Annotated in this window: 13 protein-coding genes, 1 tRNA gene and 1 pseudogene; 5 read left to right on the top strand and 10 right to left on the bottom strand. The window is 63.0% G+C overall.

The window, feature by feature from the left end:
* Positions 1-92 precede the first annotated feature (92 nt).
* Positions 93-1223, bottom strand: a complete 1131-nt coding sequence (locus tag HCN58_RS04510; RefSeq protein ID WP_171578166.1) for a M20/M25/M40 family metallo-hydrolase — start codon at positions 1221-1223, stop codon at positions 93-95.
* Between the two features lie 277 nt (positions 1224-1500).
* On the opposite strand from HCN58_RS04510, the gene HCN58_RS04505 reads away from it, so the two are divergent.
* Positions 1501-3123 carry an ABC transporter substrate-binding protein gene (locus HCN58_RS04505; protein WP_171578165.1) on the top strand — a complete coding sequence of 541 codons (1623 nt, stop codon included), beginning with the start codon at positions 1501-1503 and terminating at the stop codon, positions 3121-3123.
* Between the two features lie 273 nt (positions 3124-3396).
* Here the strand turns inward: HCN58_RS04505 and HCN58_RS04500 are convergent, their stop codons facing one another.
* Entirely contained in the window at positions 3397-4254 is an 858-nt protein-coding gene (locus HCN58_RS04500; RefSeq protein ID WP_171578164.1) for an alpha/beta fold hydrolase, read from the bottom strand.
* A 106-nt stretch (positions 4255-4360) separates the two neighbouring features.
* On the opposite strand from HCN58_RS04500, the gene HCN58_RS04495 reads away from it, so the two are divergent.
* Positions 4361-5098 carry a lysophospholipid acyltransferase family protein gene (locus HCN58_RS04495; RefSeq protein WP_171578163.1) on the top strand — a complete coding sequence of 246 codons (738 nt, stop codon included), beginning with the start codon at positions 4361-4363 and terminating at the stop codon, positions 5096-5098.
* Here HCN58_RS04495 and HCN58_RS04490 read toward each other — a convergent pair.
* The 5 genes from HCN58_RS04490 to HCN58_RS04470 all read right to left on the bottom strand — a co-directional run bounded on the left by HCN58_RS04490 (position 5095) and on the right by HCN58_RS04470 (position 7373).
* On the bottom strand, positions 5095-5652 hold the full coding sequence (locus HCN58_RS04490; protein WP_171578629.1) for a TMEM175 family protein: 558 nt from the start codon (positions 5650-5652) through the stop codon (positions 5095-5097). The two genes, HCN58_RS04495 and HCN58_RS04490, sit on opposite strands and share 4 nt — an antisense overlap.
* A 91-nt stretch (positions 5653-5743) precedes the next feature.
* Positions 5744-6142, bottom strand: a complete 399-nt coding sequence (locus HCN58_RS04485; protein WP_171578162.1) for an MAPEG family protein — start codon at positions 6140-6142, stop codon at positions 5744-5746.
* 16 nt (positions 6143-6158) lie between these two features.
* Entirely contained in the window at positions 6159-6635 is a 477-nt protein-coding gene (locus HCN58_RS04480) for an SRPBCC family protein (protein ID WP_171578161.1), read from the bottom strand.
* Positions 6635-6949: an ArsR/SmtB family transcription factor gene (locus HCN58_RS04475; protein ID WP_171578160.1), complete on the bottom strand. Its 315-nt coding sequence runs from the start codon at positions 6947-6949 to the stop codon at positions 6635-6637. Before HCN58_RS04475 ends, HCN58_RS04480 begins: the two co-directional genes overlap by 1 nt.
* A gap of 337 nt (positions 6950-7286) precedes the next feature.
* A tRNA-Leu gene (locus tag HCN58_RS04470) sits at positions 7287-7373 on the bottom strand.
* Positions 7374-7561: 188 nt separating this feature from the next.
* Between HCN58_RS04470 and HCN58_RS04465 the strand changes: the two genes are divergently transcribed.
* The gene (locus tag HCN58_RS04465; protein ID WP_171578159.1) at positions 7562-8002 is read left to right on the top strand and encodes a twin-arginine translocation pathway signal; all 441 of its coding nucleotides are present in this window, start codon (positions 7562-7564) and stop codon (positions 8000-8002) included.
* A 31-nt stretch (positions 8003-8033) separates the two neighbouring features.
* Here the strand turns inward: HCN58_RS04465 and HCN58_RS04460 are convergent, their stop codons facing one another.
* A complete protein-coding gene (locus HCN58_RS04460) occupies positions 8034-9236 on the bottom strand; it encodes an FAD-dependent monooxygenase (RefSeq protein ID WP_171578158.1) in 1203 nt (400 codons plus the stop codon).
* Positions 9237-9243: 7 nt separating this feature from the next.
* The gene (locus tag HCN58_RS04455) at positions 9244-9489 is read right to left on the bottom strand and encodes a zinc-finger domain-containing protein (RefSeq protein WP_057833775.1); all 246 of its coding nucleotides are present in this window, start codon (positions 9487-9489) and stop codon (positions 9244-9246) included.
* Positions 9490-9738: 249 nt separating this feature from the next.
* On the opposite strand from HCN58_RS04455, the gene HCN58_RS04450 reads away from it, so the two are divergent.
* Together HCN58_RS04450 and HCN58_RS04445 are read left to right on the top strand one after the other, a co-directional pair.
* Positions 9739-10899 (top strand): hypothetical protein, encoded by a 1161-nt coding sequence (locus HCN58_RS04450; protein WP_171578157.1) that lies wholly within the window; start codon positions 9739-9741, stop codon positions 10897-10899.
* Positions 10900-10953: 54 nt separating this feature from the next.
* Entirely contained in the window at positions 10954-11706 is a 753-nt protein-coding gene (locus HCN58_RS04445) for an alpha/beta fold hydrolase (RefSeq protein WP_171578156.1), read from the top strand.
* A gap of 9 nt (positions 11707-11715) precedes the next feature.
* Here HCN58_RS04445 and HCN58_RS04440 read toward each other — a convergent pair.
* Positions 11716-12984: pseudogene (locus HCN58_RS04440) on the bottom strand (hypothetical protein); the annotation flags it as partial.
* Between the last annotated feature and the right edge of the window lie 257 nt (positions 12985-13241).

Below are 13241 nucleotides of genomic sequence, written 5' to 3'. Positions count from 1 at the left end.
CATCATTGCGAGCGACAGCAATGACGGCGCTAGGACCGTAGGGGCGGCGTTCCCCGATTACGCTTCGCTCCATCCGGGCTACAGGCACTCCATCACTCCAGCGTCGCCAATAATCCCGCCATCAGATGGCCGCGTTCGGCGAGGCTGTCTACTTCAATATGCTCGTTCAGCGTATGCGCATCGGCGCCGCGCACGCCGAGGCCATCCAGCGTCGGGATGCCCATGGCGCCGGTGAAATTGCCGTCCGAGCCTCCGCCGGCGCTTCCGTGAGGCAATTCGAGGCCCATCTGCACGGCAACCCGGCGCGCCTTTTCATGCAGCGCCAGCGTGCCGGCATCCGGTTCCCACACCGGACGGGTGACGCCGCGCGTCACGGTGAACGTCACATCGTTGCTGGTGCCTGATAGCGCCAGCATGCGCTCGACGCCGCGGTCGAGATCGGCCTGGCGTTTCGCCATGCTGAGCGCCTCGCCGGTGCAGGTGGTGGCGACGCAATTGACCCATTGGCCGCCATGCACAATGCCGACGGAAAACGTACAATCTTCGGTCGTCATGCCGTCGATCGCGATAATCTGGCGTGCCATTTCGCGGATCGCGGAACGGCCGGAGGAAAGCGTGGCACCGGCATGGCTCGGCTTGCCGACGGCCTCGAGATTGAAGCGCGCAATCGCATAGCGGCCGGTGACGACGCCGTTGTTGGGCCGACCCGGCTCGGGCACCAGCACATACTTATTTCGCGCCGCTTCGGCCTCGATGATGTCGCGGGTCGAGGGCGTTCCGACTTCCTCGTCGGGCGTGAACAGCACCGTGATCGGCAGCGGCGTCGTGAACGCGGCGCGGGCGAGTTGCCGGATCGCCTCCAGCGAAAGGTAATTGCCGCCTTTCATGTCGAAGATGCCCGGGCCGAAGCACTTGTTGCCCTCGCGCCGCCATTGCAGCTTCTCGATCGTGCCGACGGGATGCACGGTATCCATGTGGCCGGCGATCAGGATGCCAGGCTCGCCTTGCCTGGGATGCGGGAAGCGGGCGCGGACGCAGCCGGCAAAACCTTGCCGGCCGGCGATGCGCTCGATGGTCGCACCCATGATGGCCATGTCGCACGCGGCGAGGTCGAGCATGCGCTCGACGGCGGCCTTGTCCCAGGTTGGGCTTTCGCATTCCACCCAGCCACGCAGCCCCTGCAGCATGGCCTCGGAATCAAAGGGAAGATTGGCTGGGTTCATGGATTTCTCTTCGTTTTCTTTGTGTTGGGTTTCGAACACCGGCATGGCTTCGGAGCGTTACGAGAATGATCCGCGGCGGATTTGTAAAGTGAAACATGAACGCCCGCCCGACGACGATCTGCGGGGCGGTCATCCGGTCAAAGCGGATTGACGCGCCGCGTGCTTGGTGCAAGTCTTCAAATAGTCAGGATTTACAGCGTGTTAGTTCGCCCAAATAACGAACCGCATGCATAATGAATCAGCGGACTTTGAACAGTTTCACGTCAGGAGAGATCGAATGTTCCACATCATGCGTTGGAAACGTCCCACGATGGCGACCGCGTTGTCGGTGCTTGCGCTATCGGCGGCGCTGGCGTCGCTGGCCTTGACGTCGCGGGCCGTGGCTGCCGGCAAGAAGACCGTTACCGCGGTGATGCATTCGGACCTGCGCATCATCGATCCCGGATTCACCACCGCCTACATCACCCGCGATCACGGCTACATGGTCTACGACACGCTGTTGGCGACCGATTCCAATTTCAAGATCCAGCCGCAGATGGCGGACTGGAAAGTCTCAGATGACAAGCTGACTTACACCTTCACCTTGCGCGACGGCTTGAAATGGCATGACGGCACGCCGGTGACGGCGGAAGATTGCGTCGCCTCGCTGAAGCGCTGGGGCAAGAACGATAATATGGGCCAGAAGCTGATGGATTTTACCGCCAGCATCGAGCCGATTGACGCCAAGAGCTTTGCGCTGAAGCTGAAGGAGCCCTACGGGCTGGTGCTGGAATCGATCGGCAAGCCGTCGTCCTACACGCCGTTCATGATGCCCAAACGTCTGGCGGAAACGCCTGCCGGCCAGCAGATCAAGGAGCAGGTCGGATCCGGCCCGTTCAAATTTGTGCAGGCTGAATTTCAGCCGGGCGTGAAGGCGGTCTATGAAAAGAACACCGATTATGTGCCGCGCAAGGAGCCGGCGAGCTGGACCGCCGGCGGCAAAGTGGTGAAGGTCGACCGCGTCGAATGGATCACGATGCCGGATGCGCAGACCGCGGTGAACGCGCTGCAGTCGGGCGACATCGACTTTATGGAAAATCCGTCATTCGACCTGTTGCCGGTGTTGGAAGCCAACAAGGACATCAAGATCGAGACGCTGAACAAACTCGGTTTCCAGACGCTCGGCCGGATGAACTTCCTTCATCCGCCCTTCGATAACGTAAAGGTTCGTCGCGCCGCGCTTTTGGCGATGAACCAGAAGGACGTGCTGGATGCGCTGGTCGGCAATCCCAAATACTACAAGATCTGCGGCGCGTTCTTCGTCTGTGGCACGCCGCTGGCGACCGAGGAGGGCGCGGGAGGCCTGATCAAGGGCGGCAGCATGGCGGAGGCCAAGAAAGCGCTTACCGAATCCGGCTATGACGGAACCCCAATCGTGATCATGGCGCCTGGGGATGTCGTGACGCTGAAGGCGCAGCCGGTCGTGGCCGCGCAGTTGTTGCGCGACGCCGGCTTCAAGGTCGACCTGCAGGCCACCGACTGGCAGACCGTGGTGGCTCGCCGCGCCAGCCAGAAGCCTCCGAAGGAAGGCGGCTGGAACATGTTCTTCACCAACTGGGTCGGCGCCGATGTCATGAACCCGATCGCCAACGCATCGATCGGCGGCCGCGGCACCAAGGGCGGCTGGTTCGGCTGGGCCGAAAGCCCCAAGATCGAGGAGCTGAAGGACAAGTTCGCCCGCGCCGGTTCGCCGGACGAGCAGAAGAAGATCGCTGCTGAAATCCAGAAGGAAGCCTATGAGCAAGTGATCTACGTTCCGCTCGGCCAATACCTCGCGCCGAGCGCGTGGCGGAAGTCGCTGACCGGCGTGCTCGACGGTCCGGCAACGCCGATCTTCTGGAACATCGACAAGAGCGAGTAGGGCGGTTCGCTTCAATTCGAACGTCAAAAATCGCGACGGAGGACCGTTCCTCCGTCGCGTTTCTGTTTCCATCTTCAGCAGTGGCTATCGTGCGGCAGTTCGGGGCCGTCATTCCCAAGCGGCGGAGAGACCTGCGGCGGTGGCGGAGATGGAGAGCGCTGATCCCGCGCAGGCTCGCGCCCGGTTGCGGCAGCATTTTCCCGATCTTGTTCACTGGTCATATTGTCATACTCCGTTTTGTGCACGACAACATTCTGGTGGGCGTTGCGTTCCTCATACCGGATGCGCGGCCAGATGTTCCAGCAGCAATTCGCAAACCTGCTCCGGGGCCTGATCCGCAGCGAAATGCCCGACGCCGGGCAGCACTTCGAAACGATAGGGCGCGGCGATGAAATCAACCGTGCCTTCGGCGGCAGCGCGGCCGACGGTGTCGTCGGCGTCGCCCCAGATATAAAGCGTCGGCACCCGGATCGGACCGAGCGGCCCGCGGATCGCGCCGCGCGCGCGATACCAGGCCAATGCCGCCTCCATTGCGTCCTTGTTGCCGAGCACGGCGAGATGCATCGCGATCGCGTCAGAGGGAACGCCATTGGCCGACAGACGCTCGCGCAGCCATTTGGCGTCGTTCGCAAGCACGATGTCGGCGGCATCCGGTTCGAGAAACGCCTTGTGATGCTTTGAGCGCTGCGTCTGCTCGCTGTCGTTTGCCAGCGCACGGTTGAACGCGTTCGGGTGCGGCCGCGAGAGAATGGTGAGCGAGGCCAGCCGCTCGTGATGGCGGTCGGCGATGCCCCAGGCGATGCTGCCGCCCCAGTCGTGACCGACCAGGTGAAACCGCGCTTCGCCGTAGCCGGCAGCCGCCACGATCGCCATGGCATCCTCCATCAGGCGATCGATCAGGTAGTGCGAAAATTCGCGCGGATCGGGCCGGGCGCCCGGCGAGTAGCCGCGCTGGCTCGGCGCAACGGCGCGATATCCCATGTCGCCGAGCGCCGTCACCTGCGCGCGCCAGCAATGCATCGATTCCGCAAAGCCGTGCAGCAGCAACACCAGCGGCGTGCCCGGTGTGCCGGCGCTGATGGCGCCGAAGACAAGATGCGGGGCGATGGTGATTTGTTCGGACGCCAGCATGCGGCGATCCTAGAGAGGCAAATCCGGCCGGTCGATGACGGAATTGTGCAATAGCGGAAAAGTGCTGTATTGGAAGCCCGATCAAGGCGCCCAAGGGGACATTTCGTTGCATTATCTGAGGTCGGTTTTATTCGATGCGGCCGTGGTGATCCTGACGCTCGTCGTGTCGCTGACGGTGCCGGTGATGTGGCTGTTCAATGCCAGCAGCCGGACTGTGCGCGCGGTGTCGCAGGTCTGGGCCAACGGCATCATGTTCCTGATGAAGTATGTCGTAGGCCTCGATTACACGGTGCAGGGACGCGAGAACGTGCCTGACGGTCCCTGCATCATCGCCTGCAATCACCAGTCGCTGTGGGAGACCGCGGCGCTGTGCGCGATCTTCCCGGATGCCAGCATCGTCGCCAAGAAGGAGCTCCGAAAGCTGCCGATCGTCGGCTGGTTTCTCGACCGATATCCAATGATCCTGGTCGACCGCTCGGCGGGCCGCCAGGCGCTGCGGCAGATGGTCGATGAAGCAAGGCGCGCGGCCAGCGAAGGACGCAAGGTGCTGTTGTTTCCGCAAGGCACGCGCCAGGCGATCGGCGAGCCCGTGATATTCCAGTCGGCCGGCATCTCGGCGCTTTATACCAACCTCGAAGTGTCAGTCGTTCCCGCGGCATGCAATTCCGGCCTGTTCTGGGGCAAGAAAACTCTCATCACGCATTCGGGCACTATCACGCTGTCCTTCCTGCCACCGATCGCCCCGGGCCTGCCGCGCAAGGAGTTTCAGGAAAAGATGGAACGGATGATTGCGGAGGAGGCGAGCCGGCTGCTCACGCTGAGCGAGGCGAAGGTTTCGCGCTAGCCTGCGCGACGTGCAGCGAGCCAGCCAGCAAAGGGCGCCAGAAACGCCAGGCACCAGACAAACTGCGCAACTCGCGGCGCGGCGAATGCCGCAACGATACCAAGCGCGAACACGAAAACTGGAAACAGCGCCGTCGCCAGCAATTGCGGATCGCGGCGGCCGCGCAGCGCCAGAATCCACAGCACCGCGTTCAGCGTCGCGATCACCAGCAGGTGAAAACCGTAGATCACCGCGACCACACCATCCAGCCGGTAAACGCCGTAGAGACCATTGGTCACCGGCAGGATGATGATCGAGAGCAGAAAAAACAGGTTGAGAAACACCACGCCGCGTCCAGCTTCCGGCGCCACCGCCAACCGCCGGTGATGGCTGAACCAGAACAGCCCGGCGACCACGAAGCTGATCGTCAGCGCGATCACCGGCTGCGCATAGACCCGAACCACCTCGGTCCAATCAGGCGCATTGGCAAAGCTGCTGGCTTTCGGCAAATCATAGGCGAGCAGGGTCATGGCAACGCCGAAAATGGTGTTGCTCAGCATCTCCAGCCGGCGCATTTCGAACAGATGGACTTGCGGCAAATGCCCCCCGAGTACTGACGGTTCAGCGACCCTGATAACGTTCGATCATAGTCATTATGGCGTTCATCTAGGCCGTCACTGCGAGGTAGGCAATACGGCCCAATGCGCCAAGCAGCAGCGCAAATACAGCAAGGGCCTGGATGAAGAATCCCGGAGAACGGTTCTTTGCGGCACTTCGATAGCCAAGGAAATACACGATCCGGCCCACGATCCAGATCGATCCCAGAACCGTAGCTCCCACAGGGCTCCAGTACAGCGCGAACAGCCACAAGGACGGAAGGAATATCGGCATCCATTCAAGCGTGTTGAGGTGCGCGCGAATGGTGCGCTCGAGCAGTGGGTCGCCGGTCAGGGTTGGCGCGAATATGCCAACCTTGTTCCGTGTGCGGGCGACTTGTGCCGCCATTGCGAAGCAAAGCAGCGCTGTCATCAATGTGACGATCGCGACATAGAAATAGGACTGCATTTGGGGCCCCACATTCTCAATGATCCGATTTGGTGGCGGCTGCATAGCGATTAAGAACGCCAGCCCAGCCGTGCTCCGATTCAAACTGATCGCGAACGCCTTCTGCTCCCTCTCCCATATTCTCTAGCAGTCTATGTTCCAGCTCTATCCTCGTGCCGCCGCTCTCTGTTGGCACGAACTTCACCTCCACCTCGGTGAGCAACGAGGAATCGAACTGCCAATCAGCTCCGATGCGCCACGCCAGCACAAGCCGCGAGGGCGGCTCCCAAGCCAGCACATCGCCCCACGAACATTCGCTTCCGTCGTCTCCCACCTCGTACCAGCGTCCACCCGTTCTTGGTTCGATCACCGCTGATTTAAAGGGTGCTTTGCCAATCTTGTGCGACGCTGGCCACCATAGGCCGATATCCGACGTAAACACCTTGAACGCTTGCTGCGGAGGAACGGTGACGGTTACCGAACGGCAAATAGGCGCGGGCTTTATCTTCAGCATCACTTTTGCTCCTTATTGTCGATTTCGGTCTTGAGCGCGTCCAGTGCATCTCGCCACTGGCGATCAAGCCACGCTCGCATTTGGCCCAGCCCTGCCGGATCAACGCGGTAGATGTTGCGCGCTCCAGCCGCTTCCGCGCGAACCAACTTCGCCGACTTGAGAATCTTGAGATGTTGCGAGACCGCAGACTGGCTGACGGGCAGCGCCCTCGTCAGGTCGGCAACGGACTGCGGGCGTTTGGCAACGAGCTCAAAGATCTGACGCCGTGTTGGATCGGCAAGCGCCGTGATACCTCTCTGGTTGTTATAAGCCATGACTAATCATTAGTACAAACTTATGGCTTGTCAACTGCGATGTGCGTGCTGCCCCTTCCGGGACTTTAAGCGCGTCAGATGGGATGGAACTGCCCGACAAGGACGGGTTGGTAGCGTCCGGGATAGAAAGGCAACCCGCCATCGACATCGGTCAATTTGCAGAACGCGATGACCTACAATCGCCGTTGTGCGGTTTCTTTCAACGCAGGCTGCTTATACCGAAACCTGCCGCGCGATGTAGGCGGGTGGCTTGCCAAGCCGTAGCTCGCGGACACAAGGCCGGCCTTCGCCTGTCGGCTTCGGCGCGACGGCCTTCACTCGCTTCGCAAGCGAAGGCTGGTGCGGGCGGTGGGACTCGAACCCACACGACGTTGCCATCGAGGGATTTTAAGTCCCTTGCGTCTACCAGTTCCGCCACGTCCGCTTAGTCTCGGTAGATCAGATACTTAGCGCGTTTTCCGGAGAAGTGGAATTGGGATAATCTCCGGCCCGAACGCTCCCCACCTTTAAGTGAGCGCGGGCGCAGAAGCAAAGCCTCAATGCGGACACTTGGGGTGTTTACCTGCGGCGAGCTTTAGGCAATCTCAAGATAATCCACTTAACGAAGGTCCGATGCCCAGCTCGCTGTCCCATCGCCGGTTACTCTCGCGCAGCCTCGCGGCGCTGGCGCTGGTTGCGCTCGGGGGCGGCCTGTCCGGCTGCGCCGGGATGAGCGACACCATTTCGCCGGCCTTTGCCGATCCCGCGAAATACGATCTCTACGATTGCAAGCAGCTCGAGCCGGAGCGCAAGAGCCTCGCGGGGCGTACCGCGGAGGTGCAGGGGCTGATGACCAAGGCCGAAACCGGCGTCGCCGGTCCCGTGGTGGCGGAGCTCGCCTACCGCAATGAATACATCGCGCTGCGCGGACAGTCGAAGCTGGCCGATGAAGCCTGGCAGAAGAACAGGTGCCAGGAATCGAAACCGGAAGCCAAGCCGGCGCCGGTCCCGCCATCGATCGCGCCGGCTCCCGTTGCCAAGGGCCGTGCCAAGGCAAGCCGGGCCGCAAATTAGTGCGTTGTCGGTTGCGGCCCCCGAACTCCGCTCACACCCGCCAGTCGTAAATCCAGTCCTGCCGCGCCAGCATGCGCTCAGGGCCCATCGCCTTGATGGCGAGGTCGCGCGCCAGCGCCAGCGGGCCGGTGAGATGATAGATGCGCCCCTGTTGGCGCGCGGCGCGCTGCACCCGCAGCACGCGGCCGCGCCGCTGCCGGCCATAGCGCCTCAGCGCCGCAGGGGTGCCTGCTATTGGATCGCCCGGGCTTTCGCTCATGCATTTGGCGAGCACGGCGGCGTCCTCGATCGCCATTCCCGCGCCTTGCGCGGCAAACGGCAGCATCGCATGCGCGGCGTCGCCGAGCAGCGCGATCGCGCCGTCGGTCCATTCGGCGATATCGGGCAGGGTGAACAGCGCCCAGCGCCGCCACTCGTCGACGGCCCCGATCAGCATCCGTGCAGTCGCGGGCCAGCGTTGCGAGGCGAACGTGTTCTTCAGTTCGTTGGCATCGCCGGGTGCGCTCCAGCCCGGTCTGTTCCAGGTTCCCGGCACGATGGCGACCACGTTGATCTGCCGCGCGGCCGAGATCGGGTAGGCGACCAGATGCGCGTCCGGTCCCATCCAGAGCTGCACGCGGGCAGCGGTATATTCGCGCGGCAGCATCGTCGCATCGAGGGTTCCGCGCCAGGCGATCAGGCCGGAAAACCGCGGTTGCACCTCCGGGAACAAGTGGTTCCGCACCGCGGACCAGATGCCGTCGGCGCCGACCAGCGCCACCGCCAGCTCCTGTTGCCTCGCGTTGCCGCGGCGCTGGACCACTGTCAGCCCCTTGGCGTGCGAGGTCACGTCCTCGAACTGGCAGCCGAGCCTGAGGTCGATATCCGGATGGTCGTTGACCGCTGCCTGCAGGGCGCCTTGCAGATCGGCGCGGTGCATCACCCAATAGGGTGCGCCGGCGCGAAGGCTGGCCGCCTCGCCGAGCGGCAGGCGCGCGATCTCGCCGCCCGCCCGCGCGCTCATGATATTGATGGCCTCGGGCGTCACGGCGCGGGCTGCAAGCCGCGAGCGCAGGCCAAGGTCGACCAGGATCCGGCTGGCGTTGGGCGAAAGCTGCAGGCCGGCGCCGGCTTCCTCCAGCCGTTCGGCCTTCTCCAGAACGATGACACGAAAGCCTTTCGCGGCGAGCGAAAGCGCCGCCGTCAGTCCCCCGATCCCGGCACCAGCAACGATGATGGTGCGCGCGGCGGCCACCGAAAGGTCAGGCGACTTTGTCTCTCAGGACGCATTCGGGCGGGCGGGCCTCGCCTGCGGCCAGGTCGGCGGCAAAGCGGTACAACGTGGAACAATAGGGGCAGATGATCTCGTTGTCGTTGCCGAGGTCGAGAAACACGTGCGGATGGTCGAACGGCGGATTGGCGCCCACGCACATGAATTCCTGCGAGCCGATCTCGATTACTGAGACCCCGGCGTCGTTATGGAAATGCGGGACGACATGGTCGGACATCAGTTTCACCTTGGATTTCAACGATGAGCGCACGCAACCAACGCGACGCGGCAGCTTCGAAATGCCGCGCACCATAGTGGGGGGTGCCGATGATTCCTAGAGCCGATTCGGGATGTCCCCGCCGCACATTTGCTCATGCAAATTCGACACAATCTTGTCGTCGGAGAAAAGCCCTTCTTTCGTCGGGGCAGTTGTGTCTTAAAAGCGGCATACCATCTTGAGAAGGACGAAAATATTGGACTTTTTTGGATGAGGCGGTTGCGGTTCAGTTCGGCTCTGGCAGGGGCGCTAGGATGCTTGGCGCTTAGCGCGGCGGTGTGCGCGGCGCTGTGGCCGCACGCCCGCGAGGCCGGCGCCATTCTGGCGGCCCAGGACGATCCCGCGACACTGTCCGACATCCACATCAACTCCGCGTTGCGGGCCAACCAGGCGCTGGTCGCCAGCCATATCGAGGCAGCGCTCGCGGAGGGCGATTCCGATCTCGCCAACAGCTTCGTCGAACTCGCCCGCGACAAAGGCATTCCCATCAGCGATGAATTGTCGAAGCGCGTCAGCGATGCCGTTTCTGACGCAGGTTCGGCCTCGCATTTTGCCAAGCGCTTTGCCACGGGCCTGGTGACCGGCAATGCCGACGACGTGGCGAGCCTGTCGGGCACAGTCGCCGGCGACCTCTTCGTGTTCGGCGACATCAGGGACGTCGTGCGCGAGGGCAAGCATCTCGCTGTTGGCGAGGAGGTGGACCGGTTGGTGCTGGGCCTGGCGACGGTGGGCCTCGCAGTGACCGCCGCGACCTACGTCTCCATCGGCGGTGTCGGTCCGCTGCGCGCCGGTCTTTCCATGGTCAAAGATGCCCGAAAGGTCGGACGTCTCGGCGAGGGGCTGACGCAATGGGCCGGCCGTTCAGCGCGCGAGGTCGTCGATACGCCGGTGCTGCAGCAGGCGGTCGCGAAGGGCTCCGTGCTGCGGCCCGGTGAAACCATCAACGCGATCAAGGCGGCGTTCCGCGCCGAGAAGGCCGGTGCGCTGGTACGGCTGGCGAAAGATGTCGGACGCGTCGGCGAAAAGGCCGGCACACGCGGCGCGCTCGACACGCTGCGTATCGCGCAAGGGCCGAAGGACGTCGCCCGCGCCGCACGGCTTGCCGAATCCAAGGGCGGCCAGACCCGTGCGATTTTGAAGGTGCTCGGCCGCGGCGCGCTACTGCTGGCGAGCGGCGCTTTTAGTCTGACGATGTGGGTATTCGGCGCGCTGTTGGCGCTGTTTGGTTTCCTGTCGTCGATCAAGGCGACGACCGAGCGGGCGACCGAAGCGTGGCTGCGTCGCAAGAAAGCGCGGCGGTTGAGAAAGCAGGCGGCGGCAGCATGCTTGCCGTCCGCTCCCAGTCTGGTGAGCGCTGTCGTACACGGCTAGACTTGCGGTTATTGCAAGGCCGTGCATTTCCGATCCCCAAAAATGGAACTGATGATGCCGAGTTTTCGCAACGGCGCTGTCGAAATTGCTTATCTCGACGAAGGCGAGGGCGATCCGATCGTCCTCGTGCACGGCTTTGCCTCCAGCAAGAACGTGAACTGGGTCTATCCGACCTGGGTTTCCGATCTGAGGAAGGACGGCCGCCGCGTGATCGCGCTCGACAATCGCGGCCACGGCGATTCCGAAAAGCTCTACGATTCCGCTGCTTACGAAATCGCGATCATGGCAAGCGACGTCATCGCGCTGCTGGATCATCTGGGAATCGAGCGCGCCGACATCATGGGCTATTCGCTGGGATCGCGCATGACGGCGATCCTGGCGCGCGAGCAGCCGCAGCGGCTGCGCTCGGCGATCATCGGTGGCATCGGGATCGGACTGATCGAGGGCGGTGGCCCCGGCGAGAACGTGGCCATTGCGCTGGAAGCGCCGTCGCTGGAGGACATCACCGATCCGGTCGGCCGCACGTTTCGCGCCTTCGCCGATCAGACCCGATCCGACCGCCGCGCGCTTGCCGCCTGCCTGCGCGGCTCGCGGCGGCTGATGACATCGGAGGAAGCCGCCGGGATCGGCGTGCCCGTCCTGATCGCTGTCGGCACCAGGGACGAAATCGCCGGCTCAGCCGCGGCGCTCGGGAAAATTATTCCGGGCGCCGAGGTGCTCGACATTCCGAACCGTGATCACATGCGCGCGGTCGGCGACAAGATCTACAAGGTCGGCGTCATCGACTTCCTGTCGCGGCGGCAATGAGCGGTCGCGCGCCTCTTCATCGGTGAATTGCCTGATGGCCGCGATCAGCACCACCGTGGTCGCAAGCCACGCCATCCGCGCGCCGTAGCGATCGTGCGGACCGGATATCACGGCACATATGAAGGCATTGCCGAGCAGGGCGAACGAGACCGTGCCGGCGAGCAAGGTGAGATCGTCGAACGTTCGGCGCAGCACGCCGCGGCCGAACAGGATGACGGCCAGCAGCATTGACGCCAGCGCAACGGGAATGTGAATCCGGTTGATCGCGGTGAAGTCGAAATGCCAGCGCTGCTGCTGCGCCGCGCGCATCGGCTTCACCTGTGCGGGGAGAAAGCGCTCGATGATGCCGTAGGTATGGCCGAGCCAGCCATCAGTCCCTTCGCCGGTGGCGACGTGGACCAGTTGCTGAGCCGTTGCCGTCAGCGCCGCCTTCGCCTGCCAAGCCGGATATTCGGCGAGCGAATGCAGCACGATGAAGCCCATCTCGTCGTTCAGTCCCTGAAAGCGGCCGAGCGTGTTGAACATGCTGTTGCCCCACAGAAACTGGTCGGCGGTGGCCGGCAGCTTGTCTCGATAGGGGCAGAGCTTGAAGCTTTGCGTCGGACATTGATCGCGCAAATACTGCGCGACGATGCCGTCCTGCAGCATTCGTCCAAACGCCACGCCATATCCGCCGGGCGTCCACGCCAGCTTCCCGGACAACGCGAAATTGGTCGACAGCAACAGCGCAGCTCCGGTGACAATGGTGAGGCTGCCCTGCGTCAGTGCGGAAACGGAAATCCGCTCGCGCAGAAAGGGTCGCGCAATCCAGCCGACGCAGCACAGTCCGAGCAGCACCGCGAGCGTTGCGCTGTGGGTCGCCGCGGCGAAAGCGGTGAGCCCGAACAACAGGCATTTTTCCGAGATCGACGTCCGCTCGCCATGCGTGACCAGGATGAAGAACGAAAGCACCGACAACCCGGCGAAAATGTCAGTCAGCAGCGTGCTGGCAAGAAAGGGCAGCGAGGTGGCCAGGGCCAGCACGACGCTCATGGCCAGCAGGCGCAATGGCTGCGGCATGCCGAGCACGCGCATCGTCAACTGCAGGATCCACAGCGTTGCCAGCGCGTTGATCCCGAGGTTGATCCAGAAGCTCGAGTCCTCGCCGAAGTGAAGATAGAGGCCGAATGTGGTGGAGCGGCTGGGGACCAGGTAGCCCTCGTACCACCGCGCCAGATAGCCGCCGGTATCCCACTGGAGCAGCGGATAGCCATTCCACAGGGCAGGGGCCAGCAACATCAATGGGATGGCGATGGCGGCGATCCAGGCCGACCGCGAATCCGCAGCGGTACGCGCCCGCAATATCTGCGTGGTAATGTGGCTTCCCCCAATTTTAGGCGAGCATGCCGGTATGGCTGGCCAGCCGAAATTCACCAATAGTCGGACGCTATCCGGCTTGATTTCCGTAAAATCCGGGCCACCTTGATTTGAACCCTCACTGGCCGGCGGGGCTTATTTTGGCCAGCGCCTGCCCAGGACAGCCGTCCGCCCACCGT

Origin of the sequence: Bradyrhizobium australiense, assembly GCF_013114825.1 — a bacterium.
Lineage (GTDB): Bacteria > Pseudomonadota > Alphaproteobacteria > Rhizobiales > Xanthobacteraceae > Bradyrhizobium > Bradyrhizobium australiense.
This window is presented reverse-complemented; position numbering and strand designations above follow the sequence as displayed.

What these genes read in the sequence shown, in the direction of transcription:
- HCN58_RS04480 (WP_171578161.1), bottom strand. Translation starts at nt 6,635, where the DNA reads ATGCTGAAGATAAAGCCCGCGCCTATTTGCCGTTCGGTAACCGTCACC.
- HCN58_RS04485 (WP_171578162.1), bottom strand. Translation starts at nt 6,142, where the DNA reads ATGCAGTCCTATTTCTATGTCGCGATCGTCACATTGATGACAGCGCTG.
- HCN58_RS04465 (WP_171578159.1), top strand. Translation starts at nt 7,562, where the DNA reads ATGCCCAGCTCGCTGTCCCATCGCCGGTTACTCTCGCGCAGCCTCGCG.
- HCN58_RS04490 (WP_171578629.1), bottom strand. Translation starts at nt 5,652, where the DNA reads ATGCGCCGGCTGGAGATGCTGAGCAACACCATTTTCGGCGTTGCCATG.
- HCN58_RS04455 (WP_057833775.1), bottom strand. Translation starts at nt 9,489, where the DNA reads ATGTCCGACCATGTCGTCCCGCATTTCCATAACGACGCCGGGGTCTCA.
- HCN58_RS04475 (WP_171578160.1), bottom strand. Translation starts at nt 6,949, where the DNA reads ATGGCTTATAACAACCAGAGAGGTATCACGGCGCTTGCCGATCCAACA.
- HCN58_RS04505 (WP_171578165.1), top strand. Translation starts at nt 1,501, where the DNA reads ATGTTCCACATCATGCGTTGGAAACGTCCCACGATGGCGACCGCGTTG.
- HCN58_RS04450 (WP_171578157.1), top strand. Translation starts at nt 9,739, where the DNA reads ATGAGGCGGTTGCGGTTCAGTTCGGCTCTGGCAGGGGCGCTAGGATGC.
- HCN58_RS04445 (WP_171578156.1), top strand. Translation starts at nt 10,954, where the DNA reads ATGCCGAGTTTTCGCAACGGCGCTGTCGAAATTGCTTATCTCGACGAA.
- HCN58_RS04510 (WP_171578166.1), bottom strand. Translation starts at nt 1,223, where the DNA reads ATGAACCCAGCCAATCTTCCCTTTGATTCCGAGGCCATGCTGCAGGGG.
- HCN58_RS04500 (WP_171578164.1), bottom strand. Translation starts at nt 4,254, where the DNA reads ATGCTGGCGTCCGAACAAATCACCATCGCCCCGCATCTTGTCTTCGGC.